Source organism: Streptomyces sp. Y7 (genome assembly GCF_043195415.1).
Taxonomy (GTDB): domain Bacteria; phylum Actinomycetota; class Actinomycetes; order Streptomycetales; family Streptomycetaceae; genus Streptomyces.
Map to the genome: position 1 here is coordinate 288580 of NZ_JBIDDQ010000007.1, position 25661 is coordinate 314240.

Here is a 25661-nt window from a genome sequence, read left to right on the forward strand (position 1 = left end):
CAGTCTGAGAAAAGGGAAATTCGCATGATGTTGGAAGGCAAGGTGGCGGTCGTCACCGGCGCCGGCCGTGGACTGGGGCGCGCGTACGCCGTGGCACTGGCCGCGGCCGGCGCGTCGGTGGTCGTCAACGACCTCGACGCCGAGGCGCTCGACGAGACCATGGAGATCATCGAGGCGGCAGGCGGCACGGTCACCGGCCTGGTCGCGGCCGTCGGCTCGGCGGAGGTCGCCGACAAGGTGGTGCGCACCGCGGTCGGCACCTACGACAGGCTCGACGTGATGGTCCCCAACGCCGGGGTGCTGCGTGACCGCACGCTCACCAAGCTGTCCGACGAGGACTTCGACACGGTCCTGGAGACCCATCTGCGGGGCACCTTCACCTGTGCCCGGGCCGCCGTAGCGCGGTTCCGTGAGCAGGGCACCGGCGGACGTCTGATCCTGATCGGTTCGCCCGCGGGGCAGTTCGCCAGCTTCGGCCAGACCCCGTACTCGGCGGCGAAGGCCGGCATCGTGGGCATGGCCCGTACCCTCGCCGCCGAATGCGGCCGGATGGGCGTCACCGTGAACGCCGTCATCCCCACCGCGCTGACCCGGATGGTCGCCACCATCCCCGGCCTCGGTGAACTGGTCACGGCGGTGGACGCCGGCGAGCCGGTCCCGCCGGTGGCCCGCCGCGCCGGACTCGGCACCCCGGACGACGTGGCCGGCCTCGTGGTCTTCCTCGCCTCGGACCTGGCCGCCGACATCACCGGGCAGGCCATCGGCGCGGGCGGTGACCGGCTGTCGGTCTGGTCGCATCCGACCGAGGTCGTCGTCGCCGCCAAGGAGGGCGGCTGGAGCGCGCAGGACATCGCCGAGCAGGCGAACTCGCTGCTGCGCCCGCATGTTCAGTCGTACCAGGGCGCCCCGCCGCCCGATCTGTCAGGTGCCGACACATCGGCCAGCAAGAAGGAGCAGGTGTCGGCATGACCGGCTACATCCCCCGCATCGATCTCGACTCGCTCGTCGCGATCGACGTACACACCCACATCACGGCCTCGGTCACCGGCGCCAAGGACGAAGTCGCCGAGGGCATGGCGGGCTACTTCGGCAAGAGCGACCTGGGCGACGGCACCCTGCCCGCGCTCGCCGCCTACTACCGCGCCCGCAACATGGCGGCGGTCACCTTCCCCGTCGACCTCGGCCCCGACGGCGACGACATGACGATCTCCAACGAGGAGATCGCCGAACTCGCCATCGACCACTCCGACGCCGTGATCCCGTTCGCGAGCGTCCACCCCGCCCGGGGCGAGACCGGACTGGCGCTGGCCGAGAAGCTCATCACCGAGTACGGCGTGCGGGGCTTCAAGTTCCACCCCAACACGCAGGGCTTCTTCCCGAACGACCCGATCGCCTACCCGCTGTACGAGCTGCTGCAGTCGCACGGCATCCCGGCGCTCTTCCACTCCGGGCAGGCCGGCACCGGCGCCGGGACCAAGGGCGGCGGCGGTATCCGGCTGAAGTACTCCAACCCGATCCACCTGGACGACGTGGCGGCCGACTTCCCCGACCTTCCCATGGTCATCGCGCACCCCTCCTTCCCCTGGCAGGAGGAGGCGCTGGCGGTCGCGACCCACAAGGCGCAGGTGTACATCGACCTGTCGGGATGGTCGCCGAAGTACTTCCCGCCGATCCTCATCCAGTACGCGAACACGCTGCTGAAGGACCGCATGCTGTTCGGCAGCGACTTCCCGATGATCACCCCGGACCGGTGGATCGCGGACCTGGAGAAGACGGGCATCCGCGACGAGGTCAAGCCCGGCATCCTCAAGGACAACGCCATCCGGTTCTTCGGTCTGGACCGAGGGTCGGCGGGGACCGCGGGTTCGTCATGACCGGGCGGGTGCCCGGGGCGAACCCGAGCGGGGCCGTCGGGCGCCATCTGCTGGCCGTCGCCAGCGCGTTCGCCGACCGCCCCGCGGTCGTCCAGGGCGAACGCGTCGTACGGTGGCGGGAGTTCGCGGCGGACGCGGCCCGGCTGGCGGCCGAGCTGGACCGGCGCGGCATCGGCGCGGGCTCCCGGGTGGCGCTGTACTACCGCAACTGTCCCGAGTATCTCGTCGCCCTGTTCGCGCTGTTCACCTTGGACGCGGTGCCGGTGAACGTGAACTACCGTTACCGGGCCGTGGAGTTGGCCTATGTGCTGCGCGACTGCCAGGCCGCGGGGGTGATCCACGCGTCCGAGCTGGGCGACGTCGTCGACGAGGTCTGGTCCGGTCCGCGCATCACCGTGGACACCGAGCGCGGCGGCTTCGACCTGTCCGCCACCCCGGCCGACGTCGGCCCGCCGTCGGAGAAGCCGGCCGACCTCGACGAGTGGCTCCTCTACACCGGCGGTACGACGGGCATGCCCAAGGCGGTCGTCGGAAGCCAGCGCGAGCGCCTCGGCGTGAACTACGGCATCGGGCTCGGCCACATCGGCTGGCCCGGCGAGCCGAACCCGCCGGTCGACCAGGTCGCCGCCCATCAGCGCGAACACGGCATCGAGCCGGTGTACTTCGCCGTCGCCCCGCTGATGCACGGCACCGGCCTGTACTGCGCCCTGATCGGGATGACGATCGGCGCGACCGTCGTCCTCACCGAGTCCCGTTCCTTCGACGCCGCCGAGATCGCGCGGGTCATCGGCGCCCGGCGGGTGACCGACATGCATGTCGTCGGGGAGGCGATGCTGCTGCCGCTCGTCGAGGTGCTCGACGAGGCCGAGCGTGCCGGCACTCCGTACGACGTCAGTAGCCTGCGCCGGGTCCAGAGCAGCGGCACGGTGTGGACGCCGCGGACCAAGCGGCGCCTGCTCGCGCACGCCGATGCGAAGCTCACCGACATGATCGCCGCGACGGAGGGCGGCCCCTTCGCGCTGTCCGTGACCTCCCGGGCCCGGCCGCCCGCCGACGACACGCCGTTCGTCCTGGTGCCCGGCGCCCGGGTGCTGCGGGACGACGGCACGGACGTCACACCGGGTTCCGGCGAGGCGGGCGTGCTGGCCGCGCCGACGGCGGCCGGTGCGCACTACCTCGGCGATCCGGCCCGTACCGCCGCGACCTACCGCGATGTCGACGGCCGGCGCTATGTGGCGCCGGGCGACCTGGCGACGGTCGGCACCGACGGCACGGTCACCCTGCTCGGCCGCGGCAGCTCCGTGATCAACACCGGCGGCGAGAAGGTCTACCCCGACGAGGTGGAGGACGCGCTGCGGCAGCACCCGGCCGTCCGGGACGTCACGGTGGCGGGCGTACCCCACGAGCGTTTCGGCGCCGTGGTGGGTGCCGTCGTCGTACCGGCCGCCGGGCCGGACACCGACGCGCACCAGCTCGCGACGTTCGTCGCGGGCCGTCTGAGCAGCTTCAAGAAGCCGCGAGTCGTCGTCTTCGTTCCGGAGATCCGGCGGCTGGCGAGCGGCAAGACCGATCTCGGCTGGGTTCGAAAGCAGTTGGAAAGCAGGGGAGTTGAGGGAAATGTCTGATGCCGGAGTCATCGCGAGCAGACTCCTCGTGGCGGACGCGCTGCGGATCGCCCGGAGTCTGAAGCCGGAGGAATGGCAGGCGCAGAGCGCGGCCGAGGGCTGGCGGGTGCAGGACGTGTTCACTCACCTGGCCGTCTTCCTCAACATGGTCGCCGATCCGTCCATGCGGCTGCCGGACAACCCGTCGGGCAAGGCGGAGCGGATGAACGACCTCACGGTGGACGAGCGTCGGCAGTGGTCGCCCGCTCAGGTCCTCGACTACTACGAGGCACAGTCGCGTGCCGGGCTGGCGGCCCTGGAGGCACTCCAGGGCCCCGAGCTGGCGGACGTACCGATGCGGATGGCGGAGCTCGGCACGTACCGGATGTCCGAGCTGAGCGATGCGATGGCCTTCGACCATCTGGTGCATCTGTCGGCGGACGTCCTCATGCCGAGGGGTCCTGTCGGCGGTCCCGTCATGATCCTCGACGAGACGCGGGTGGCTCCGGCGCTGGAGTGGATGCTGTCCGGCCTGCCGAAGATGTCCGGCGGAGCGCTCTTCCCGGTCCTGACGGAGCCGGTGCGGTTCGTGCTGGACGGCCCGGGCGCGCTCGAGTTCGTCCTGGCGCGCGCCGAGACCGGCACGGCGCAGGTCGCCGTGGACCGGGACGGCGGCTCCGCCCGGCACACGGTGCGCAGCTCGACCACCGACTTCCTGCTGTGGGGCACGACCCGTGAGCCGTGGGAGAAGTCGACGCGGATCGACGGCGACGTCCCGTACGTCGCCGCGGTTCTCGGCGCAATCGATATCGTCTGACACCCGAAAGGCGCTGAGTCGCATGAGCGGTCACATCGAAGGAAAGGTCGTCGTCGTCACCGGAGCGGGAGGTGGCTTCGGTCGGCTGACCGCGGAGCTTCTCGTCGGGATGGGCGCCGAGGTCGTCGGCGGCGACATCGACGGGGAGGCGCTCAAGGCCGTCGAGGCGGAGACGGCGGCCGACACCGGCTCGTTCATCGGCGTCCCCACCGACGTGACGCGGCGTGCCGATGTCGAGCGGCTCGTCCGGACGGCGGTCGAGGCCCACGGCTCGGTCGACGTGATGATCAACAATGCCGGGACGATGCCTCTGGCGTTCTTCTCCGACCACGCGGAGGCGCACGCGGCCTGGGACCGCTGCGTCGACATCAACTTCAAGGGCGTACTGAACGGCATCACCGCGGTCTACGACCAGATGATGGCGCAGGGCCACGGTCACGTGGTCAACATCTCCTCCATCTACGGCAACTTCCCCGTGCTCGGCGCGGGTGTCTACGGCGCCACCAAGGCCGCCGTGAACGTGCTGTCGGAGTCCCTGCGCGTCGAGGCCCAGGGCAAGATCAAGGTGACGGTCGTCAAACCGACCGGCGTGGTGGCGACCGGCATCGGCTCCACCATGATCAATCCGCAGGCGATCACGGGGATCGGCGGCCAGAACACGCCGAAGTTCTTCGAGAACTACCAGAAGTACGCCAGCGGCTCCCTGCCGGCCGAGATGACGGACCCCGGCAGCACCGCGTACTGGACGATCGACCCGCGCGAGCTGGCCGAGAACGTCGTGTACGCCATCGACCAGCCGCTCGGTGTGTCGATCAGCGAGATCACCGTGCGTGCGACGGGCGAGAACTACATCCTCTGAGCCCGGCACCGAGAGAGGGGCGACGGCCTTCCGGGCCGTCGCCCCTCTCACATAAAAACTGTTCGGACAGTCAATACCGCTCCCGGACACGCGCATGCCCCCTGCCGGTCGGTCGGCAGGGGGCACGTTTCCCAGGCGCGGAAGCTCAGCCGAGGGTCGGGTAGTCGGTGTAACCGGCGTGGTCACCGCCGTAGAAGGTGCCCGGGTCCGGAGTGTTGAACGGGCCGCCCGCGGCGAGGCGCTCGGGCAGGTCGGGGTTGGCCAGGAACAGGCTGCCGTAGGCGATCAGGTCGGCGACGCCGTCCTCGATCAGCTGAAGCTCCTCCGGGCCGGTGGGCTGCGGGGCGGTGGCGGGGTTGAGGACGTAGGTCCCCGGGAACTGCTTGCGCAGGCGCAGGGTCAGGTCGCGGACGCCGGGGATCTCCATCTGGTGCAGGTAGGCCAGGCCGAGCGGGGCGAGCGCGTCCACCAGCGCGCTGTAGGTCGCCTCCCGGTCCGTCGCGTCGGACTCGTCGATGTCCTGCAGCGGGACGCCGGGAGAAAGCCGGAAGCCGACCTTGTCCGCGCCGATGGCCTCGGCGACGGCCTTGGCGGTCTCGACGGCGAAGCGGATGCGGGCCGTGGGCGAACCGCCCCAGGCGTCGGTGCGCTGGTTGGAGTTCGGCGCGAGGAACTGGTGGATGAGGTAGCCGTTGGCGCCGTGGATCTCCACGCCGTCGAAGCCGGCCTCGATCGCGTTGCGCGCGGCGGAGGCGTAGTCCGCGATGGTTTCGAGGATCTCGGCTTCGGTGAGCTCCTTCGGCGTCACGAAGTCCTTCGGGCCCTCGTGCGTGTAGACCTGCCCCTTGGCCGCGACGGGGGACGGGCCGACGGGCGTGAGGCCCATCAGGGTCGGGTGGCCGACCCGGCCGGTGTGCATCAGCTGCGCGAAGATGACACCGCCCTCGGCGTGCACGGCGTCGGTCACCTTGCGCCAGGCCGCGACCTGCTCCGCGGAGTGCAGTCCCGGGGTGTCGGGGTAGCCCTGGCCGATCACCGACGGCTGGATGCCCTCCGTGACGATCAGGCCGGCACTCGCCCGCTGGGCATAGTAGGTGGCCGTCAGATCGGTCGGGCACTGGCCGTCGCCGTACGCGCGGCTGCGGGTCATCGGAGCCATCACGATGCGGTTGGCCAGACGCTTGCCGTTGAGGTCGTAGGGCTGGAAGGCCGTCGACATGATCACGTTCCTTGTCTCACGAGCAGGCCGCCGCTTCCGGCAGCCCATGACGGACGAGCGCTCATCGCGCTTTTTACTGTCCGAACAAGTAAACCACGTCGAGCAATACGTCACACCGGTGGTCCGCGTCATCTCACCCTTCTTCGCCCTGCCAACAGGGCTGTACAGAGCAGTGGTTGAACACGACCTCTTGACGTCGCAGCGAAGCGGTAACCTTTACTTGATCAGCCAACCCAGACCGGGCAGCGAGGAAGACATGAGACAGCCGGAAAGCACGGGCAACCGCCATTCCACCGCGGCCGATACCGCGGCTTCGGCGGACGCGCCCACGCCGCTGCCGTGCTCGGCCGCCGTCGGCACCCTCAGTCACGCGATCTTCCGTGTGGCCCGCCTGCACCGCATGCTCGCCGGGCAGCTGCTGCGCCGCGTCGGCCTTCACGTCGGCCAGGAACTGGTCATGCTGCAGTTGTGGGACAGCGGCCCGCAGCGCCAGACCGACCTGGTCCGCCTGCTCGGTTCGGACGCCGCCACCATGACCCGCACCATTCAGCGCCTGGAGCATGCGGGCTTCGTACGCCGCCGACCCTCGCCCACCGACAAGCGGGCCACCATCGTCGAACCCACGGCGGCCAGCAACGCCCTGCGGCACGAGGTGGAGAACGTGTGGCTGGAACTCGAAGCGAGTGTCGTCGACGACCTGACGTCCGAGGACCAGGCCGAGGCTCTGGAGGTCCTGGCCCGGATCGAGGACAGTCTCACGCGGGCCGCGGCGCGAATCGGCTGATCGACCGCACGACGGAAGGGGCCTCAGCCGTCCGCCCGCGCGTGGGCCGGGGCCATCGCCCTGATCTCCGTCAGAGCCTTGGCTTCTGGCGTTCAGGAACTTCACTGCTGGTGAGGACGGCGAAGTCGGCGCGGGCCTGTTCGACTGCTCCGGGGGTATGCCTCCCGCTTGGCGTGCTCGGCGAGCGCCCGGCGTCACAGCACGGTGTGCAGCATGTAGTCGGTGGTGATCGGCAGCCGGCCTCCATGCCTGCCCCTGCGGAGCGTGGTGCCGAGCCCTTCGAGCGTGGACCCCGGATGCACTCCCGCTCGGTCTCCACCATCGCGGCGAGGTACGCAAACAGCAGCCTCCCCGGACGGGTGGGGTCATGCCGGTCAGGGCCCGGGAGGCATTTCCAGGACCAGGCCGTGGGCGGTGAGCTGTTCGGCGAGCGCTGCGGCGTCACGGCCGAGCCGCTTCGTCTCGTGCACGGTGAAGAGGGCCCGGCAGCGCGGGGCGTGCGCCTTGACCTCCCGCGCGGTCCGCAGCGGATCCAGATGACGGCCAGGTCGTCGCCGTAGCGGTGGGCGAGTTCGGCGAACGGTGCCAGGCTGACCGCGCATTCCCCGCCAAGCGTCGTGATCCGTGCCGGATCGTGTTCGCGAATCACGTCCAGGGCGCTCGCGAGCTGCTTCAGCACAACCGCCTTGGCCTCGACACCGCCACCCTCTTTAGGCCATCGTCGCTCACGGTGACGGGGACGGTCGGGGTGGGGCCGTCGTGCGAAGGCAGGATGGCTTCGAGCACCTTGGTGCCGACTGCGTAACCGCGCCGACCGACGTCGAGCGGAAACTCTTTCAGGGCGTGGTGAAGGTGGCAGCGCGCCCGCTCATGCGTGCGGTCCGGTGTACATCGGTCACTCAGGGTGTATCGCGGTGCCGGGCAGGTCGGTCTGAGACGCGCCGTCCCTGTGGGCAGCGGGAGGCGCTCCAGCTGGCGAGGAGGGCGAGGGCCTGCGCGGATGGGGAGCCGGGTCCCGCGGTGTAGACGCACAGGGACACCGACCACGGGGTGGTGGAAGTGCTGAATGCCGTGGGCACACTGAGCGACCCGGTGGCTGTCCCACCAGGTGCTGAACTCGGGCACCTTTAGGACGGCCTCACCGATCAGTTCGTATACAGCTCGCGGGCGGCCGGATCGAACAGCACGAAGCGGGGGAAGCTGCGCTCTCGGTGGGGCAGCGCCTCCCAGTCGGTGATCAGGGCTTTGGCCAGCTGATTAGCGGCGAGCACAGCACCCCGGTGATTGGAGACGAAGGCCGGGGTGACGCTGTTCAGGACGTCCAGCATCCGGTGGACTTCGGGACGCACGCGCTGCACGGGTTCCGGGCGGCTGCGCTGCGAACGCGCGCTACGGCTGCGGGCGAGGTCGAAGAGGTGAGCACGTTCGTCGACGTCCAGGCGGAGGGCGCGGGTCACGGCTTCGAGGACGGCATCGGAGACGTTGGGTGGCGGACCTGTTCGAGGCGGGTGTAATAGTCCGTGCTCACGCCGGCGAGACGGGCGACCTCCTCGCGGCGCAGCCCCGGAACCCGGCGGACGCCGATACCGGGGGGCAGGGCCGCTTCGTCCGGGCTCAGGCGGGCCCGGCGGGTGCGGAGGAAGTCGGCCAGTTCAGCGTTCTGCTCCAATTCTCCAGTGTCCGCCGGTGGTGGGGCCGTCGCCTGGCCCAGCTGAACCCAGGCTCGGCTGGGTCCAGCACCTTCGCCCACAGCACGTAGGAGTTCATGCTCTTCGGGCTGCTGCCCTCCCTCGCCGGTGACCCGAGCATCTCGCTGCCGGAGGCGGGGCTGCTGGTGTCGGCGTTCGCGATCGGCATGGTCGTCGCCGCTCCGCTGCTGACGCTGGCCCCCTGAGGCTGCCCCGCCCTTGTCACTTCGTGGCAACTTCGGGAGCACGGGCCGACACGGCGCGCTGCCGAGGCAGGAAGAGGGCCAGGGCCAGTCCGACGGCCATGGCGGCGGTCGCGATCAGGAACGAGAGCCGGAAGCCGTGCATGGTCGGCATCTCCACGCCGCCCACCGTGTCCGCGGTGTTGGCGAGGACCGTGCCGATGACGGCGCTCGACAGTGACGTACCGATGGACCGCATGAGGGTGTTGAGGCCGTTGGCCGCGCCCGTCTCGGAAGGGTCGACCGCGCCGGTGATCAGCGCGGGCAGTGAGGCGTAGGCGAGGCCGATGCCCGCGCCGAGCACGGTCGAAATGAGGAGGGTCTGCCACACGGCGCTCATCAGGCCGGTCCCGGCGCCGTATCCGATCGCGATGATCAGCAGCCCCAGTACCAGGGTGGCCGTCGGGCCGTACTTGGCCGACACCCTGGCGTAGACGGGGGTCATGAGCATCATCGTCACGCCCATCGGGGCCATGCACAGGCCCGCGACGACCATCGACTGGCCCAGGCCGTAGCCGGTGGCAGTGGGCAGTTGGAGCAGCTGCGGCAGGACGAGCGTCTGTACGTAGAAGGCGACGCCGACCATGATCGAGGCGAGGTCGGTGAGCAGGACCTGACGGCGGGCAGTGGTCCGCAGGTCCACCAGCGGTGCCGTGCGGCGCAGTTCGAGCACGCACCACAGGACGAGGACCACGACCGACCCGGCGAACATGCCGAGCGTGGTGCCGGACGTCCAGCCCCAGTCGCCGCCCTTGGTGATCGGCAGCAGGAAGAGCAGGAGCCCGAGGGAGAGGCCGAGCGCACCGGGCAGGTCGAAGGAGCCCTCGGCGCGGACCGGGGACTCGGGTACGGCGAGCAGGACGAGGCCGATCGAGACGGCGCCGAGGCCGGCGGCGCCGTAGAAGAGCGTGTGCCAGTCGGCGTGTTGGGCGATCACTGCGGCGGCGGGCATCACCAGGCTGCCGCCGACGCCTATGGAGGAGCTCATCACGGCCATGGCCGAGCCGAGTTGCTCGCGCGGCAGCAGATCACGCATCAGGCCGATGCCGAGCGGGATCACGCCCATGGCGAAGCCCTGCAGGGTCCGGCCCACGATCATGACCGTCAGCTCGCTGGTGACCGCGCTGATCAGGGCGCCGGTCACCATGAGGCCGAGGCTGGTGACGAGCATGCGCCGCTTGCCGTAGAGGTCGCCGAGGCGGCCCATGATCGGGGTGGCGACGGCTCCGGAGAGCAGCGTCGCGGTCAGCACCCAACTGGCGTTGCTGGACGTGGTGTTCAGCAGCTGCGGCAGGTCCTTGATGACCGGGACGAGCAGCGTCTGCATCATCGAGGCGAAGACGCCGGTGAAGGCGAGCACCGGGATCACTGGTTGGTGCGTTGTGCGGGCCCGCCGGTGCGTCGGCCGTCGGGTTGTCGTCTGGGTCATGGGAAAGAGGCCTCCGGGCCGGAGCGGTGGGGTGGGCGGGGCGGAGCCGGGCAGCGCGCGGCAACCACGGTGTCGGAGAAGGGGGTTCAGGCTCAGCGGTGTCCCTGGCCGCCGAGTCGTCGGCTCCGGCCCTGCGCCCGACCGCTCAGGCCGGCCGGCGCCGCGGGCGGGCGAACAGGCGCTCGGCGGCGACCTGAAGGTGCTCGCGCAGCTCGTCGTCGGCGACCTCGGGGAAGCCGACCGGGGCGATGGCGAGGCCCCGGATGGCGGCGGCGAGGTAGAGGCGCTCGCTGAGGTCCTCCTGGTCGCCGCCGACGAGCCGGGCGAGTTGCTCCCCGACCCGCGGCCACTGGCGCATCACGGGCTCGGGGTCGCGGCGGTCGCCTTCCTTGGCCAGGAACGCGAGGATGCCGCGGTGCTTGACCAGGAGTGCCACGTAGTCGGCGATGGCCTCGCGCCGCAGGGCGGGCTTGAGGGGGCCGGTCCTCCACTTCTCGAAGTAGGCGTTCAGGTCGGTGAAGGCGGGCTCCACCACCGCGTTGAGGAGGTCCTCCTTGGTACGGAAGTGGTAGGTGACCGCCGCCTTCGTCAGTCCCGTGCCAGACGCGATCATTCCGATCGACGCGCCCTCGTACCCGAGCTCCGTGAACAGTTCGAGGGCACGGCGCAGCATCCGCTCGCGCGTCTGCTCCTGGTTCTTCGCCTCTGACATGGCTCCTCCTCGTTGCGTCGTCCCCCTCGTCCGGGGCTCACTGGACGGTCGTCCAGCATAGGGGTTTCATGATCCCCGGCCCCGGTGCGAGGGAGTCGAGGACTAGGCCGTCGGCAGCAGGACGGACTTCACCTGGAAGTACGCCAGCAGTCCCTCGACGCCGTTCTCGCGGCCGAGGCCGCTGGCCTTGTAGCCGCCGAACGGGGCGGCGTTGTCCATGCGGTAGCCGTTGATGCCGACGGTGCCGGTGCGGATGCGCCGGGCCAGTGCGGTGCCGCGCTCGGTGTCGGCGGTCCACACGCTGCCCGCGAGGCCGTACTCGGAGTCGTTGGCGAGCGCGACGGCCTCGTCCTCGTCCCGGAAGGGGATCACGGCGATGACGGGGCCGAAGATCTCCTCGCGGGCGATGACCATGTCGTTGCTGGCGTCGCCGAAGACGGTGGGCTGGAGGAACCATCCCCGGTCCAGGCCGGCCGGACGGCCGCCGCCGGTCGTCAGCCGTGCGCCTTCGCCGCGGCCGGTGGTGATGTAGCCCTCGATCCGCTCCCGCTGCCGGGCGGAGACGACGGGGCCGATGGCGGTCGCCGGGTCGAGCGGGTCGCCGACGGTCATCGACCTGGCCATGTCGGTGATCGCGTCGAGGACCTCGGTGTAGCGGTGGGCGGGGGCGAGGACGCGGGTGTTGGCGGTGCAGGTCTGCCCGTTGTTGGGGAACGACACCCGGGCCAGGTCGGCGACGGCGGTGTCGATGTCGGCGTCCTCGAGGATGACGGCCGCGGACTTGCCGCCGAGTTCGAGGGTGACCGGGCGCAGCAGCCGTCCGGCGGTCGCGCCGATGATGCGTCCGGTGGCCGTGGAGCCGGTGAAGGAGACCTTGTCGACGCCGGGGTGGGCCACCAGGGCCTCGCCCGCCTCGACTCCGCCGGGCACGACGTTGAGGACGCCGGCCGGCAGTCCGGCCGCGGCGGCGGCCTCGGCCATGATGTTGGCGTCCAGGGCCGTCTCCAGCGCCGGCTTGAGCACGACGGTGCAGCCGGCCGCCAGAGCGGGCGCGACCTTCATCATCGCCAGGGCCTGCGGGTAGTTCCACGGCACCAGCGCGGCGACCACGCCCAGGGGCTCACGCCGCACCAGGATCTCGCCGGGCAGGAAGCCAGGGCGTACCTCTTCCAGCGGGAGGCTGCGGATCAGTCCGGCGTTGTAGCGCAGCAGGCTCGCGCCCGACAGGCCGTTCGCGCCCGCGGAGAGAGTGATCGGCATGCCGTTCTCGGCGGTGACGGTCTCCGCGATGAGGCCGGCGCGCTTCTCCAGCTCGTCGGCGAACCGCCCCAGGACGTCAGCTCGTTCGCCCGGCGTCAGGTCGGACCAGCGGCCGTCGTCGAAGGCGCGGCGCGCGGCGGCGACGGCTGCGTCCACGTCGGCGGCGTCACCGAGGGGTGTGCGGCCCATCGCCTCCTCGGTGGTGGCGTTGATGACGGTGTTGACGTCGGTGGAGTGCGGTGCGATCCATCGGCCGTCGATGAACAGGGAGGTGTAGTCGTGCGACATGGTTGCTCCGTGAGTGTGTCGGACGGCCCGGGTCAGGCCGCGTGGTGTTCCGGCGCGATGTGCGCCTGGTAGGCGGTGTGGTCGGGCATGTTCTCGGCGACGACGGACGCGATGACGGCGGTGAACTCCTCGCGGGCCAGCGCGCTGGTCTCCGGGGTGCGGTGCTGCAGGGCCCAGGACTGCGCGCTGACCGCGCCGAGGAGCGGCAGCAGTTCGGTGTTCCGCGAGCGGGGAAGGCGCAGGCCGTCGGCGAACCGGTCGCCGTGGACGTGGCGGAGCAGCCCGTTGAAGAGATCGCGCACGGTCTCCCGGTCCAGCATGGCCAGGGGCCCGGCGGACATGGTCGTGGCGTTGGATTCGAGCATCGCCTCGGTCAGCGCGCGGGCGTTGTCGTCGGGTTCGCCGATGGTGGAGTCCAGCAGGTCCAGCAGCTCCTCGGCGGCGGCGTCGCTGCGGATGTCCAGGTGGAACCGCTCGTCCAGGCCGAGCACGTGCGCGAGATAGGACCAGAACCGGTAGTGCTGGGCCTGCTCCTGCTCGCTGAAGACCATGCCGAAGGCGCGGGCGTACAGGAACGGCACGATGGTGAAGCCGAACCAGGTGCGCGCGACGTCGGTCTGGTTGATGGGGACGCCCCACTCGGCGCTGTCCCAGCCGTGCTTCAGCGCCGTGTGGCGCACGCGTGCGTGCAGCAGCCGTACCTGGACCGTGCCGACATGGCCGGGCGCGCCCCGCAGCAGGGCGCCGGGCAGCACCGTCTGGTTCTTCCACATGCCGGTCTCGACCAGTCGCCGTTCCGCCATGGTGGTGAGCTGTCCCGTCTGGACCAGCAGCTTGGCGATGCTGGGTGACGCGTACACGTGGGCCAGCGAGAGCCCGGACGAGGCGAGCGCCTTCCACACCGGAGGAAGCGAGAGGTCGGGCACGTCGCCCGCGGCCACGGTCTCGTGGTCGATCCACTCCGGCATGGTCTCGATCTGCGTCAGGAACGCGGCGATCGCCAGCGGCGGGTTCTCCAGGCTGTCCAGCCCGTGGAGGACGCCCTGGTTCAGCTGCCGCTTGGCTTCCTTTCCGAGCGCGTTGACCTCCAAGATCACCGCGTCGGCCAGAGGGTCGCCCACCTGGAGCATGTCCAGCATGAAATCAGCCCTGGAGCCGTGCTTCGCTCGGGCTTCCTCGAAGTTCGTGACCCGCTCGGGAAGCTTGACGTTGCCCGCTGTCGACACCACGATGTCGCCTCTTTTCGGTAAGTGGGGAACTCTGGAAACCGCCTCGACCAGGTGTTTCAGCGACCAAGAACAGGTCACCCACTGGACGATCGGACAGTTGAACATTACACCCGTTGCTGCACGACCGTAAAGCTAAGAGCCTTACGATCGTAAAGTTACTTCCCTTACGATCGTAAGGCTCAGGTCCTTACGTGTGCGCGGTCGGCGAAACGTCATGCGGCCGGTGCCTCGGCAGGGGCCGCCTTCGCCACGACCGCCGCCTTCCGCAGCGGCGCCTCCCTGATGAACAGCGTGGCCAGGAAGGCCAGGAAGGCGAACGGCGCGACATAGAGGAAGACGTCGGCGATCCCGTGCCCGTACGCGCTCTCCAGCCAGGTCCGCACCGGCGCGGGCAGCAGGTCCATGTCGGGCAGTTCCCCGGTGCCCGCGGCCTTGGCCGCGATCACCTGGTCCGCCCGGTCGAGCGAGCCGACGGTCGCCCCGGCGTGGTGGGCCGTGCGGCTGGACATCACCGAGCCGAGTGCCGCGACACCCACCGCACCGCCGAGCGAGCGGAAGAAGGTGACGATCGAGCTGGCGACACCGAGTTCCGCCACGGCCACCTGGTTCTGGGTGGACAGGACCAGGTTCTGCATCAGCATGCCGATGCCGAGACCGAGCAGGGCCATGAAGATCGAGATGCGCCAGTACGCGGTGTCGTAGCGGATGGTGCCCAGGAGCCCCAGGCCGGCCGTCAGCAGCGCACCGCCCGCGACCAGCCAGGCCTTCCACTTTCCCGTCCTGGTGATGAGCCGCCCGGAGCCGGTCGACGCCAGGAACAGGCCCGCGACCATCGGGATCGTCATCACGCCCGACATCGTGGGGGACTTGTCACGCGCCAGCTGGAAGTACTGGCTGAAGAACACGGTGCCCGAGAACATCGCCACCCCGACGAACAGCGAAGCCACCGAGGCCAGTGTGATGGTGGAGTTGCGGAAGAGGTGCAGCGGCATGACCGGTTCCGCGGCCCTCGCCTCGACCAGCACGAAGACGGCCGCGAGCACCAGCGCGCCGCCGACCATGGCGCAGGTCTGCGACGACAGCCAGGCGTACTTGTCTCCGGCGAAGGTCACCCACACCATCAGCAGCGACACGGCGGCGGTGACGAAGGAAGCGCCGGCCCAGTCGACCTTCACCTCACGCCGGCTGTGCGGCAGCCGCAGTGTGCGCTGCAGCACCACCAGGGAGGCCACCGCCAGCGGGATGCCGACATACAGACACCAGCGCCAGCCGAGCCAGGCCGTGTCGGTGATGACCCCGCCGATCAGCGGGCCACCGACGGTCGCGGCGGCGAACGTGGCCCCGAGAAACCCGGAGTAACGCCCGCGCTCCCGGGGCGGGACCATGGCGGCCAGGATGATCTGGCTCAGCGAGGCCAGTCCGCCCGCCCCCAGGCCCTGGACGACCCGGGCACCGATCAGCATCCCCGGGCTCTGCGCGAGGCCGGCGGCGACCGAACCGGCGATGTAGACGCCGAGGGCCGTCTGGACCAGCGCCTTCTTGTTGACCAGGTCGGCGAGCTTGCCCCACAGCGGAGTCGAGGCCGTCATGGCCAGCAGTCCCGCCGTCACGACCCAGGTGTACGCGCTCTGACCGCCGCCCAGATCCTTGATGATCTCGGGCAGCGCGCTGGAGACGATGGTGGAGGACAGGAGTGCGGCGAACTGGCCGAGCAGGAGCCCGGAGAGCACCCGCATGATCTTCCGGTGTGTCATCGGGGTCCCTTCCTTGCGTGCGTGAGAGAGCGAGCAGGACGAATTACTTGCATCACACACACACTATACGACCGTAAAGCCATCCGCTTTACGGTCGTCAAGTAGAGGTTCCCTTTTGTCCCCGCCACCGCTCGTCTTTCAAGGGCAGCGTGCTTGCCCTGTTCACCGACGGTCTCGTCAGGGGCCACGACCAGGACATCGACGAGAGCCTCGCGACGCTGTCCCGCACACTCGCCCGGCCCGCCGACTCGCTGGAGAAGCTGTGCGACGCCGTCCTGGACACGCTGCGTCCCGAACAGCAGGCCGACGACATCGCCCTGCTGCTGGCCCGCACCCGCATCCTCGATGCCGACCATCTCGCCTCATGGGAGTCCCGGTCGATCCCGCGGCCGTGGCCGAGGCCCGCCGCCTCGCGTCCGACCGGCTCAGCGCCTGGGGGCTCGACGAGGCCGCCTTCATCACGGAACTGGTCGTCAGCGAGCTGGTCACGAACGCCATCCGGTACGGCAGCGGCCCCATCCGCCTCACCCTGATCAGGAACGACACCCTCGTCTGCGAGGTCTCCGACGGCAGCAGCACCAGTCCCCACCTGCGCCGCGCCCGGATCTACGACGAGGGCGGTCGCGGCCTCTACATGGTCGCCGAACTCACCCAGCGCTGGGGCACCCGGTACACCCACGAGGGCAAGACCATCTGGGCCGAGCAGTCCCTGTCCTCGCCGTGACCGACAGCGCCCGGCTCAGCCCCGGTACTCGGCCTGCCCCTCGCCCACGACGACCGCGCTGGTGCGGTTGGTGCTCGCGTCCTCGATGCAGCCACGCAGCCGCATCACGTCGTGCTGCGGGAGGGCCGGGCGGACGACACCGGCGTAGACGCCGTCGCGCATGTGGTTCAGTGTCGCGTTGCCGTTCTCCGCGGCGGTGGAGCGGCGGCAGGTCTCCCACAGGTCCTGCGCGGCGAGCTGGACCGCCTGGGCGCTCTGGTCGCCGCGGGTCTCGACGCGGAAGACCATGGTGGTGCTCGCCGAGTCGGGAGCCTTCTCGGCCCGGGTCTGGGTGGCGTCGGCCAGGGCGGTCCACAGCACCGGCACGAGCGCCAGCGCGGCCACGGCAGTCACCACGGCGATGACCTTCCGGCCGGTCCGCGCGGGCGGCATGGCCGGCTGGTCCGCCAGGCGAGCCGTACTGCCGGCGGCCGGCGCCGCGGCCAGTGCCGCCAGCCGGCCGGCCAGCCGACGTTCCGCACCGGGCCGTGCGGTGGCTCCGGCCACCTTCTGAATGACGAGAGCGAGGCCAGACAAGGCGGCCCCGGCCACCATCAGCACCGGCACGAAGACAAATGTCCGGTGGGTCCCGTTGAGCTCCGTACGGTCCACGGAGGAGAGCCAGTTGAAGCGGTTCGGCGCGGGGGCCCGGGTCTGCTCCAGCCGCCTGCGCACGTCCTCGATGCGGGCGTCCGACTGCTCCAGCCGCTCCTCCAGCCGGGCGAAGCGGGTCAGGAGCAGGACGGTGGCGAGGAAGACCTCGACGACCAGGAGCAGCGCGGCGGAGATCAGGGCGCGCTGCCATTCCCAGCGGGTCAGGTAGAGGACGGTGTAGTAGCCGGCGTAGACGGCGGACAGACCGCCGAAGGTGTAGCCGACCAGTCTGATGGCCTTCATGCCGCCGGCTCCTTTCGCGTCGTGGTGGCTCGGGGAGCCGTGTCGGTGGTGGCTCGGGGAGCCGTGTTCGTGGTGTCGCCGTCCGTGTCGTCCGTGTTGGTCCTGACGACCGCGCCGGTCCCGCCGTCGACGCTCAGGGATGTACCGACGGGGAAGCGGTCAACCGCTCCGGGGACGCCGACCGCCGTGGGCACCCGGTATTCGCGGGCGAGCACGGCCAGGTGGGACAGCGCGCTGCCGGTCTCCGCGACCAGTCCGGCGAGGTCCGGCAGCAGCGGGGCCAGGGCGGGGTCGAGGGAGCGGACGACGAGCACCGGGTGTTCGGGGCGTTCGCCGTGCCCGTCCCAGGCCGTGCCGGCGCCGAAGCCGCCGCCCGCGCCCTGTCCCTCGCCCTGCGAGCGGCGTCCAGGCGGCAATTGGGCCACGGGGTGGCCGTCGGCGAGGCGGAACGCGGCGGGCAGCGGGCCGGTGTCGGGGCGGGCCGGCCGTTCGGCGAGATCGGCCGGCAGTCCTTCGCCGTCTGCCGCCCTGACCAGTTCGTCCCAGCGCAGCAGCACCAGCCGGGACAGCCCGAGCCTGCACTCGCCTGGCCCCATCCGATGCCCCATCTCCCGCACCATCTGGGCCTGCATCTCCTGCACCCAGCGGATGCGCAGCCGCAGTCCTTCGCGCACCGGCAGGGCGCCGATCCCGCGCGGCACCGTCGTCCAGCCGGTGGTCGCGGGGAGCGGCGGGCGCTCGCCGAGGGTGGGGGGCAGCAGGGCCAGCAGCACGGGGTGGCGTTCGATCAGCTCGTCGTCGCCGAGGCCCCGGGTGCGGCCCTCGGCCAGCTCGGCGAGCGCCTCGCCCGCGGCCGTGGCGCCGGTGCCGGGCCCCAGCAGGGCGCCGGCCAGCGACTCCTGCGCGTGCAGGGCGGACAGCACCTGCCGTCCCCAGGCGACAGCCTCGAGCATCTGGCCGCTGAGCATCTCCTGCGGTGGCGGGAAGTCGGAGAGCGCCTGGTCGACGTCTGCCATCAGGTCGACCGCCAGCAGCGGCAGCGCCGAGCGCAACCGGCCCACGCGCCAGGCCGCTCCGGCCCTGCGGGCGCCGGGAGCGGGGTTGATGAAGTCCAGAACGGGATGGGCGGAGGGCACGGCGCCCAGCAGCCGCAGGTCGGCGGCGGCCCGGCCCTGCACGGTGGTGACCAGGGGCAGCTTGCGCAGCTGACGGCGGGAGGCGGCGCCGGCGATGTCGAGGGCACGGGTGAGGCCGTGGGACATCGGGGCCACCCACAGGTCCTCCTCCAGCGGCTGGAGCACACCGGGCAGCGTCTCGGCGACCGGGCCGGGGCCCAGCAGACGGGCGCCGCGGGCAGGCCGGGCGGCCATCGCGGTGATCGGCCGGGCCTGGAAGAGCCAGAGCTTTCCGTCGGCGTCGAAGCCGAACTCCATGTCCTGCGGGCCGCCGAACACCCGCTCGGCCTTCCGGGCCAGCGCCACCAGCCTGACCTGCTGCCGGTGCGACAGCGTCCGGTCGCCGCGGGCTTCGGCCGGCTCGATGCGCACCAGCCGCGCCATGCGGGTCAGCTGGTAGCGCACGCCCTGGGTGCTGCCGTCGACCAGCTGATCCGGTCCGCCGCGCACCGCGCTCACCAGGATCCGGTCGGTGCGGCCCTCGACCGGGTCGGCGCCGAACATCACTCCGCCGGTGGCCGCGGTGAGCATCGGCTGCACCAGCACGGCCATGCCGTCACCGGGCGGGGCGTCCTCCGGCGGCCGCAGGGGACGTACTCTGCGGGCGGAGTCGAGCACGGTCTGCACGGCGGTGGTGAAGTTCTCCCAGCCCCGCACGTCGAGGACCGACTCGAAGCGCCCGGCCATCGAGGAGTCCTCGGTGTCCTCGTGCGCGGAGGAGGAGCGCACGACCAGCGGCCGCTCCTGTCCTTCCGGTCCCGCCAGGCCCCGCCACGCGCCGAGCACCGCCGCGTTCCCGGTCGGGGCACCCGGCGCCAGTTCGGTGGGCACCAGCACGAATCCCGGCAGCGTCGGCAGACCCGCCACGGCGGCGCGCGCCAGATTCGCGGCCTTGGCGCCGGTGACGGTCGCGTCCTCGGCCCGTTCGCTGTCCAGCGGCACGACCGCCAGCTCCGCACCCTCGAATCCCATGGGTCAGCCTTTCTTCGCATACGTGAGCATGTGCAGCGGTTCCCGCGCCGGAACCCGGATCTCCGCACCGCCCGCGACCACCGTGGAGCGGGACCGCTCCCTACGACGACGGCGGGTGTGGATCCGTACAACAGTGAAAACCGTGACGGCCGCGGCGGCGATCGCACCGAGGGCGATCAGCCCGACCGAGTGGAGGACGTCGATGACGGCCGCGCCGGCGAAGTAGCCGAGCACCACGTTGCCGATGCCCCAGATGACGGACGCGACCGTGCTGTAGAGGAAGAAGCGGCGGTACGGCATCCCGGAGGCACCGGCGGCGAACGGCAGGAAGGTCCGCACGAAACCGACGAACCGGCCTGTGATCACCGCGGTGCCGCCGTGGCGCAGCAGGAACGCCTGAGCCCTGCCGATCCGGTGGTCGGGCCGGGCATGGCGCGCCATCCGTGCGTTCGGGCGGTGCTTGCACCGATGCCCCAGGGCGTAGCCGAGACTGTCACCGGACATGCCCCCGGCCACCACGGCGGCCGCGAGCAGCAGCACGTTCAGCTGTCCGTGGCCCGCGAGCGCGGACGCGAAGAGAATGGCCGCCTCGCCGGGCAGCAGGAGGCCGACGAAGGCGCTGGTCTCGCCTGCCGTCACGGCGAACAGGAGCAGGTACGTCCACCATCCGGCGGCCTCGATCAGGGCATCGACGTTCATGGCGATCAGGCCGCCCGGCGCACGGGCACAGAGGCGGCTCCCACGGCACGGGACGGAAGTGCGATGACGTCCGCCGACGGTGCCACCGTGGGCGAGGCGCTTGTGGCCCCGCCGAGCCGGACGCGGCTGCGGATGGGAATGCCCGCGACGAACCACGTCACGACCGGGGCCCCCACAGCCAGCAGCGCGGCGAGCAGACGGCTGTCCGCGGCCAGTACCTCCCAGGTGACCGCGGTCAGCGCGGTGAGCAGCGCGGCGGCCCGTATCCGGGGCCGGACCACGGTGGCGGCCACCGCCAGAGCCATCAGCACGTACCAGCTCGCTCCCACTCCGGGCAGCGCCAGGTAGTCGCTCAGCAGGGAGGTCTGACTCTCCGGGAAGCCGTGGGAGGAGACGAAGGCTGCGAGTCCGGCCGCGCTGGACAGCACCAGCGCGAAGCCGAGGCGCGCGTATCGGGCCGGGGCCCGGTGGGCCAGCCAGACCAGGGTCAGCGCCATCAGCGGCCATGCCGCCGGGGTGAGGATCTGTTCGACGCTCATGGAGCTCACCGAACCGTTCCGCCGACGAGGACGGCCGCACCGCCGTCACCCGATGCGCAGCGCGCCGGGGTGGGGTTCAGGCCGTGGATCTCGGCAGCGCGCCACAGGGGAACGACGGCTCCGAACGGCCGCACCGGCGCGTGCTGTGCCGGGGACGCACCGTTCCTCGCGGTGATGGATGGGTTCACGGCAGCCTCCTGCTCGGCCAGGACGCACTTGTTCGTTGATGCGTCAACGACTCCATGGTGCGCCCATCATGTTGATACGTCAACTTGAACGAGGCAGCTCCCGATGTGCCGACCGTCACTCACCGCGGGACGCACAGGAGGAGGCGGGCACCGGTGAGAACCGGCACCCGCCTCCTCGCACACAGCACGCGTCCCCTCAGTCGCCGTCCGGGAAATCACCCGAGAACGCCGCGGCCAGGCGGAGCCAGGACGCCGCCTCCTCGTGCCTGCCCTGACGTTCCAGCGTGCGCCCCAGCATCAGGTGGGCGTAGTGCTCCACCGGATCGCGCTCGACGATCTCGCGCAACTGCTTCTCCGCGCGGCCCAGTTGGGCGGAGTGGTAGTAGGCGCGCGCCAGCAGCAGCCGCGGGCCGTTCTGTTCCGGCGCCTCTTCGACGACGGCGGTCAGCAGCTTGGCGGCGCCGATGTAGTCCTTGGCGTCGAAGAGCAGCCGAGCCCGCTCCCAGCGTTCGACGGTGGTCTCCTCGCGCGGCGCTCCGGCACCGTTGTCGAACAGGTGCAGCGCGCTGGCCCACCGGTCGGGCGCCACCCCGTCGTACGCCGGGTAGGTGTTGAAGTTCTCGGTCATGGGTCCTCAGCCCTCCTTCGGGCTCTCGCATGGGTTACGGGGGCACGCCGGCCGTTCGGTCTCAGGCCACCGGGTCAGCAGCCTGGGCACGGTCGGCGCCGCGGGCCGCGAGCAGCGAGGCGTGGGTGGGCGCGTCCGGCACACCGGCCGGCCGGTACTTCGCGAACTCCTCGCGCAGCACCGGGACGACCTCCTCGCCGAGCATGTCCAGCTGCTCCAGCGCGGTCTTCAGCGACAGGCCGCCACCGTCCACGATGAACAGCTGGCGCTGGTAGTCGCCTGCGTACTCGCGGAAGGTGAGCGTCTTCTCGATGACCTGCTCGGGGGTGCCGACGGTCAGCGGGGTCTGCCGCATGTACTCCTCCATGGACACGCCGCCACCCATCACGGGCGACCGGTCGAAGACCGGGCGGAACTCACGGACGGCGTGCTGCGAGTTGTGCCGCATGTAGACGTGCCCGCCGAGCCCGACGATGGCCTGCTCGGCCGTGCCGTGCCCGTAGTGCGCGTACCGCTCCCGGTACAGCTCGATCATCCGCTGGGTGTGCTCCTTCGGCCAGAAGATGTTGTTGTGGAAGAAGCCGTCGCCGTAGTACGCCGCCTGTTCGGCGATCTCCGGGGACCGGATGGAGCCGTGCCAGACGAACGGCGGTACGTCGTCCAGGGGCCGCGGCGTGGAGGTGAAGCCCTGAAGCGGCGTGCGGAAACGACCCTCCCAGTCGACGACGTCCTCACGCCACAGCCGGCGCAGCAGGGCGTAGTTCTCGATGGCGAGGTTGATGCCGTCGCGGATGTCCTTGCCGAACCAGGGGTAGACGGGCCCGGTGTTGCCGCGGCCCATCATCAGGTCCACCCGGCCGTCGGCCAGGTGCTGGAGCATCGCGTAGTCCTCGGCGATCTTCACCGGGTCGTTGGTGGTGATCAGGGTGGTCGACGTGGACAGGATGATCCGCTCGGTGCGGGCGGCGACGTAGCCGAGCATCGTGGTCGGCGACGACGGCACGAACGGCCGGTTGTGGTGCTCGCCGGTCGCGAAGACGTCGAGACCGACCTCCTCGGCCTTCTGCGCGAGAGCGACCATGGACTTGATCCGCTCGTGCTCGCTCGGGGCGCGCCCGGTGGTGGGATCGGGGGCCACATCACCGATGGTGAAGATGCCGAACTGCATCGCCTTCACCCTTTCTCTGAGGGTTGATGTATCAACTAATGGGCTACAACGAGGCTCCGCCGGTCACTATTCCGGCTACGCGGAGGGTGCGGCCTCGACCTGCCCGATCACCCGGTTGGCCACGCGGGCGAACTGGCGCAGCTCCTCCGGCGTCAGGAGGTCGACGAACAGCTCACGGACGACCTCCACATGCCGGGGCGCCGCCGCCCTGATCGTCTCCATGCCCTTCTCGGTGATGACCACGAACGCGCCACGCCCGTCCTCCGGACACTCCTGGCGGTTCACCAGCCCCCGCTTCGTCATCCGGGAGATCTGGTGGGACATCCTGCTCTTCTCCCACTCCAGACACCTCGACAGGTCCGCGTGCCGCTTGCGGCCGTCCGGTGCCTCACTGAGGTCGACGAGCACAGCGAAGTCGGCGGGGGAGAGATTCGCGTCCTGCTGAAGGTGGCGGGAGAGGCGGCCGGCCAGCTTTTCGTACATGCGAACGACGCCGCGCCAGGCATCCTGCTCCTCCGGTGTGAGCCATTTCGGTTGTTGAGTCATACAACGAGAGTACTCGCTTGTTGACTCATCACCTACTCTTGAGGATGTGACGTCTCCGACCGGGGCGGAGGGTTCGCCACCGGACTCTGCCTTTGATGTTGACGCATCAACAGTGCATCGCTAGAGTTTCGAGGCGACCTCCGCGGTCAGGTCGTCAGCAGCGCTTCAGGACCCGTCCTCGTCCAGTTTCGCGACCACCCGCGCGGAGATCTCGCCCAGCGTGCGCAACTCCGACGGAGTGACATGGTCGAGGAACAACGCCCGTACGGCCTCCACGTGACGCGGGGCCGCCGCCTCGATCGCCGCGCGCCCCTGCTCCGTGATCACCACGAACGCGCCCCGCGCGTCCTCCAGGCACTCCTCCCGGATGACCAGACCCCGTCCGGCCATCCGCGCGATGTGGTGGGACATACGGCTCTTCTCCCACTCCAGGGAGCGAGCCAGATCCTGGTAACGCTGCCGCCCCTCCGGCACGTCCGTCAGATTGACCAGCACCGCGAAGTCAGCGGCGGACAGGCTCGAGTCCGTCTGCAACAGGCGGGACAGACGACCGCCCAGCTTCTCGTGCAGCCGGACGAAACTCCGCCACGCATGCTGCTCCTCCGCCGTCAACCACCGCACGTTTTCCTCCATGCAGAAATTGTAGACGTGGTTGATAGTTCACCAAACGTGACCCCGAACTTCCGCGCTTTCGCGGGAGCCCACCCCACCGCTCCGGGGGCGCGGCGCGCCCTGTCCTGCCCTGACTGTCCGCGCCGCGCCTCCGGGCCTGCCTATGCCACTCTCAACAGATCAGTTGACGCATCATCTAGTTCCGGCTAATTTGGATGATGAATCAATGAACTCGGTGAGGCCTGCTCACGACGGGTCCGCTCCCTCAGCTCTCAAGAGGTATCCCCATGAACGTCGCCTTGTGGGTCGTCGCGGCCCTGCTCTCCCTCGTCTTCCTCGCCGCCGGCTCCATGAAGCTCACCCAGTCGAAAGAGAAGCTCCTCGCCTCGGGTCCGACCATGGCCTGGGCCGAGGACTTCTCGCCCAGCATGATCAAGATGATCGGCGCCTTCGAGGTTCTCGGTGTCATCGGGCTGCTGCTGCCGCCGGCGGTGGACATCGCCACGGTCTTCGTCCCGCTGGCCGCCACCGGCCTGGGCCTGATCATGATCGGCGCCGTCATAGAACACGGCAGGCGCAAGGAGTACCAGAGCATCGCCGTCCCCGTGGTCCTGCTCGCCCTGGCCGTGTTCGAGGCGTGGGGCCGCTTCGGCCCGCACTCCTTCTGAGGGCGACCGGCCCGCACTCCTCACGGCAACCGCAAGAAACGGAGAAACCCATGCCCGCGATCACCGTGGACGACGTACTCGTCCTGCCGCGACTGCCCGAGCTGGACCCGGCCGCGACCCGCTACCGGCCCGTCCGCCGCCTGGCGAAGGCCGAGCGCGGCTTCGAGGGCGAGGGTTTCCCCGTGCGCCGGGCCTTCGCGGGCGTGACGCTGCCGGAACTGGACCCGTTCGTCCACATGGACCATCTCGGCGAGGTGGAGATGGCTCCGGGCGAACCCATGGGCACGCCCTGGCATCCGCACCGCGGCTTCGAGACCGTCACCTACCTCATCGACGGCGCCGTGGAGCACCAGGACTCCAACGGCGGCGGCGGAAAGCTCAGCGACGGCGACACCCAGTGGATGACCGCGGGAGTCGGCATCCTGCACATCGAGCAGCCGCCCGAGCAGCTGGTCATGAAAGGCGGGGTCCTGCACGGCGTGCAGCTGTGGGTCAACCTGCCGCGGGCCAAGAAGATGAGCCCGCCCCGCTACCAGGACATCCGCGGCAAGCACACCGGACTGCTCACCACCCCCGACGGCGGCGCGCTGATCCGGGTGATCGCCGGGGACATCGCGGGGCACACCGGCCCCGGTGTCACCCACACCCCGATCACCGTCGCCCACCTCACCCTAGAACCCGGCGCCCAGGTCGACCTGCCCTGGAACCCGGACTACAACGCGCTGGTCTACGCCCTCGCGGGCCACGGCACGGTCGGCGCCGAGGGCCGCCCCTTCCAGGAAGGCCGGCTCGCCGTGTTCGGCGAGGGCGACGCCCTGCGCCTGACCGCCGACCGCGCCCAGGAGTCCCGTGCGCCCAAGCTGGAGCTCTTCGTGCTGGGCGGCCTGCCCATCCGCGAACCCGTCGTCCAGTACGGCCCGTTCGTGATGAACACCGCCCAAGAGGTGCAGCAGGCCTTCGCGGACTACCAGGCGGGCCGCCTCGGCGTCATCCCCGCCCAGCACCTCCCTCACACCTCCTGAACCGGCGTTCAGGGCAGCACAACCC

At 70.4% G+C, this 25661-nt stretch carries 23 protein-coding genes and 3 pseudogenes; 10 read left to right on the forward strand and 16 right to left on the reverse strand.

Translation table 11 applies throughout. The features are described from left to right. Window positions 1–24: 24 nt before the first annotated feature. Genes ACGFW6_RS20790 through ACGFW6_RS20810 form a run of 5 tightly spaced genes read left to right on the forward strand, consistent with a single transcriptional unit; the run spans window position 25 to window position 5154 of the window. Window positions 25–969 (forward strand): SDR family NAD(P)-dependent oxidoreductase, encoded by a 945-nt coding sequence (locus tag ACGFW6_RS20790; protein WP_393511672.1) that lies wholly within the window; start codon window positions 25–27, stop codon window positions 967–969. After that, window positions 966–1874 (forward strand): amidohydrolase family protein, encoded by a 909-nt coding sequence (locus ACGFW6_RS20795; RefSeq protein WP_393511675.1) that lies wholly within the window; start codon window positions 966–968, stop codon window positions 1872–1874. The genes ACGFW6_RS20790 and ACGFW6_RS20795 overlap by 4 nt, the downstream gene beginning before the upstream one ends. Further along, entirely contained in the window at window positions 1871–3499 is a 1629-nt protein-coding gene (locus tag ACGFW6_RS20800) for an AMP-binding protein (protein ID WP_393511678.1), read from the forward strand. The genes ACGFW6_RS20795 and ACGFW6_RS20800 overlap by 4 nt, the downstream gene beginning before the upstream one ends. Continuing rightward, the gene (locus ACGFW6_RS20805; protein ID WP_393511681.1) at window positions 3492–4295 is read left to right on the forward strand and encodes a maleylpyruvate isomerase N-terminal domain-containing protein; all 804 of its coding nucleotides are present in this window, start codon (window positions 3492–3494) and stop codon (window positions 4293–4295) included. Before ACGFW6_RS20800 ends, ACGFW6_RS20805 begins: the two co-directional genes overlap by 8 nt. Window positions 4296–4317: 22 nt before the next feature. Then, the gene (locus tag ACGFW6_RS20810; protein WP_393511684.1) at window positions 4318–5154 is read left to right on the forward strand and encodes an SDR family oxidoreductase; all 837 of its coding nucleotides are present in this window, start codon (window positions 4318–4320) and stop codon (window positions 5152–5154) included. A gap of 145 nt (window positions 5155–5299) precedes the next feature. On the opposite strand, the gene ACGFW6_RS20815 is transcribed toward ACGFW6_RS20810, so the two are convergent. Beyond that, the gene (locus ACGFW6_RS20815) at window positions 5300–6373 is read right to left on the reverse strand and encodes an alkene reductase (protein ID WP_393511687.1); all 1074 of its coding nucleotides are present in this window, start codon (window positions 6371–6373) and stop codon (window positions 5300–5302) included. A gap of 256 nt (window positions 6374–6629) precedes the next feature. On the opposite strand from ACGFW6_RS20815, the gene ACGFW6_RS20820 reads away from it, so the two are divergent. Further along, window positions 6630–7157: a MarR family winged helix-turn-helix transcriptional regulator gene (locus ACGFW6_RS20820; protein ID WP_393511690.1), complete on the forward strand. Its 528-nt coding sequence runs from the start codon at window positions 6630–6632 to the stop codon at window positions 7155–7157. 672 nt (window positions 7158–7829) lie between these two features. On the opposite strand, the pseudogene ACGFW6_RS20825 reads toward ACGFW6_RS20820, so the two are convergent. Further along, a pseudogene (locus ACGFW6_RS20825) lies at window positions 7830–8485 on the reverse strand (hypothetical protein). 125 nt (window positions 8486–8610) lie between these two features. Continuing rightward, window positions 8611–8826, reverse strand: a complete 216-nt coding sequence (locus ACGFW6_RS20830) for a helix-turn-helix domain-containing protein (protein ID WP_393511693.1) — start codon at window positions 8824–8826, stop codon at window positions 8611–8613. Between the two features lie 96 nt (window positions 8827–8922). Between ACGFW6_RS20830 and ACGFW6_RS20835 the strand changes: the two genes are divergently transcribed. Continuing rightward, window positions 8923–9051 carry a hypothetical protein gene (locus ACGFW6_RS20835; RefSeq protein ID WP_393511948.1) on the forward strand — a complete coding sequence of 43 codons (129 nt, stop codon included), beginning with the start codon at window positions 8923–8925 and terminating at the stop codon, window positions 9049–9051. A 46-nt stretch (window positions 9052–9097) separates the two neighbouring features. On the opposite strand, the pseudogene ACGFW6_RS20840 reads toward ACGFW6_RS20835, so the two are convergent. From ACGFW6_RS20840 to ACGFW6_RS20860, 5 genes and pseudogenes are all read right to left on the reverse strand, one after another. Further along, window positions 9098–10516: pseudogene (locus tag ACGFW6_RS20840) on the reverse strand (MFS transporter); the annotation flags it as partial. 145 nt (window positions 10517–10661) lie between these two features. After that, window positions 10662–11228: a TetR family transcriptional regulator gene (locus tag ACGFW6_RS20845; protein WP_393511696.1), complete on the reverse strand. Its 567-nt coding sequence runs from the start codon at window positions 11226–11228 to the stop codon at window positions 10662–10664. A 102-nt stretch (window positions 11229–11330) separates the two neighbouring features. Continuing rightward, window positions 11331–12776 (reverse strand): aldehyde dehydrogenase, encoded by a 1446-nt coding sequence (locus ACGFW6_RS20850; RefSeq protein WP_393511699.1) that lies wholly within the window; start codon window positions 12774–12776, stop codon window positions 11331–11333. A 32-nt stretch (window positions 12777–12808) separates the two neighbouring features. Then, the gene (locus tag ACGFW6_RS20855) at window positions 12809–14005 is read right to left on the reverse strand and encodes an oxygenase MpaB family protein (RefSeq protein ID WP_393511702.1); all 1197 of its coding nucleotides are present in this window, start codon (window positions 14003–14005) and stop codon (window positions 12809–12811) included. Between the two features lie 212 nt (window positions 14006–14217). Beyond that, entirely contained in the window at window positions 14218–15759 is a 1542-nt protein-coding gene (locus tag ACGFW6_RS20860) for an MDR family MFS transporter (protein WP_393511705.1), read from the reverse strand. A 140-nt stretch (window positions 15760–15899) separates the two neighbouring features. Between ACGFW6_RS20860 and ACGFW6_RS20865 the strand changes: the two are divergent. Continuing rightward, a pseudogene (locus tag ACGFW6_RS20865) lies at window positions 15900–16483 on the forward strand (ATP-binding protein); the annotation flags it as partial. A 15-nt stretch (window positions 16484–16498) separates the two neighbouring features. Here ACGFW6_RS20865 and ACGFW6_RS20870 read toward each other — a convergent pair. From ACGFW6_RS20870 to ACGFW6_RS20905, 8 genes are all read right to left on the reverse strand, one after another. Beyond that, a complete protein-coding gene (locus ACGFW6_RS20870; protein WP_393511708.1) occupies window positions 16499–17419 on the reverse strand; it encodes a hypothetical protein in 921 nt (306 codons plus the stop codon). Continuing rightward, window positions 17416–19566, reverse strand: a complete 2151-nt coding sequence (locus ACGFW6_RS20875; protein WP_393511711.1) for a PEP/pyruvate-binding domain-containing protein — start codon at window positions 19564–19566, stop codon at window positions 17416–17418. Before ACGFW6_RS20875 ends, ACGFW6_RS20870 begins: the two co-directional genes overlap by 4 nt. A gap of 3 nt (window positions 19567–19569) precedes the next feature. Then, window positions 19570–20265: a DedA family protein gene (locus ACGFW6_RS20880; RefSeq protein ID WP_393511714.1), complete on the reverse strand. Its 696-nt coding sequence runs from the start codon at window positions 20263–20265 to the stop codon at window positions 19570–19572. A gap of 5 nt (window positions 20266–20270) precedes the next feature. Then, window positions 20271–20804: a hypothetical protein gene (locus ACGFW6_RS20885; RefSeq protein WP_393511716.1), complete on the reverse strand. Its 534-nt coding sequence runs from the start codon at window positions 20802–20804 to the stop codon at window positions 20271–20273. 384 nt (window positions 20805–21188) lie between these two features. Continuing rightward, window positions 21189–21620: a tetratricopeptide repeat protein gene (locus ACGFW6_RS20890; protein WP_393511719.1), complete on the reverse strand. Its 432-nt coding sequence runs from the start codon at window positions 21618–21620 to the stop codon at window positions 21189–21191. Window positions 21621–21681: 61 nt separating this feature from the next. Next, window positions 21682–22788, reverse strand: coding sequence for an LLM class flavin-dependent oxidoreductase (locus ACGFW6_RS20895; protein ID WP_393511722.1), 1107 nt, complete (start codon window positions 22786–22788; stop codon window positions 21682–21684). 75 nt (window positions 22789–22863) lie between these two features. Next, window positions 22864–23334 (reverse strand): MarR family winged helix-turn-helix transcriptional regulator, encoded by a 471-nt coding sequence (locus ACGFW6_RS20900; RefSeq protein WP_393511725.1) that lies wholly within the window; start codon window positions 23332–23334, stop codon window positions 22864–22866. Window positions 23335–23499: 165 nt separating this feature from the next. Beyond that, a complete protein-coding gene (locus tag ACGFW6_RS20905; protein ID WP_393511728.1) occupies window positions 23500–23967 on the reverse strand; it encodes a MarR family winged helix-turn-helix transcriptional regulator in 468 nt (155 codons plus the stop codon). Between the two features lie 266 nt (window positions 23968–24233). Between ACGFW6_RS20905 and ACGFW6_RS20910 the strand changes: the two genes are divergently transcribed. Both ACGFW6_RS20910 and ACGFW6_RS20915 read left to right on the forward strand, forming a co-directional pair. Next, window positions 24234–24614 (forward strand): DoxX family protein, encoded by a 381-nt coding sequence (locus ACGFW6_RS20910; RefSeq protein ID WP_393511731.1) that lies wholly within the window; start codon window positions 24234–24236, stop codon window positions 24612–24614. A 50-nt stretch (window positions 24615–24664) separates the two neighbouring features. Beyond that, window positions 24665–25636 (forward strand): pirin family protein, encoded by a 972-nt coding sequence (locus ACGFW6_RS20915; RefSeq protein ID WP_393511734.1) that lies wholly within the window; start codon window positions 24665–24667, stop codon window positions 25634–25636. Window positions 25637–25661: the final 25 nt, after the last annotated feature.